General features: G+C 75.4%; 1 pseudogene. It reads right to left on the bottom strand.

The features are described 5' to 3' along the window. Positions 1-268, bottom strand: a pseudogene (locus OO57_RS38135) (heavy metal translocating P-type ATPase); the annotation flags it as partial.

The following is a 268-nucleotide window of genomic DNA, read 5'->3' as shown; positions in this document are numbered from 1 at the left end:
CTGGGCGCCGCGGCCGGTGCCGACCAGCAGGGCGGTGGGGGTGGCCAGGCCGAGGGCGCAGGGGCAGGCGATGATCAGCACCGCGACCGCCGCGGTGAACGCCTCGGTGGGGCTGTCGGTGGCCAGCAGCCAACCGACCAGGGTGGCGAGGGCGATCAGGACCACGGCGGGCACGAAGACGGCGGAGATCCGGTCGGCGAGGCGCTGGGCGGCGGCCTTGCCGTTCTGGGCGTCCTCGACGAGCTTGGCCATCCGGGCGAGTTGGGTG

Source organism: Kitasatospora phosalacinea, assembly GCF_000717185.1.
Classification (GTDB): domain Bacteria; phylum Actinomycetota; class Actinomycetes; order Streptomycetales; family Streptomycetaceae; genus Kitasatospora; species Kitasatospora phosalacinea_A.
The sequence above is the reverse complement of the archived record's forward strand: the minus strand, read 5'-3'. Positions and strand labels throughout refer to the sequence as shown.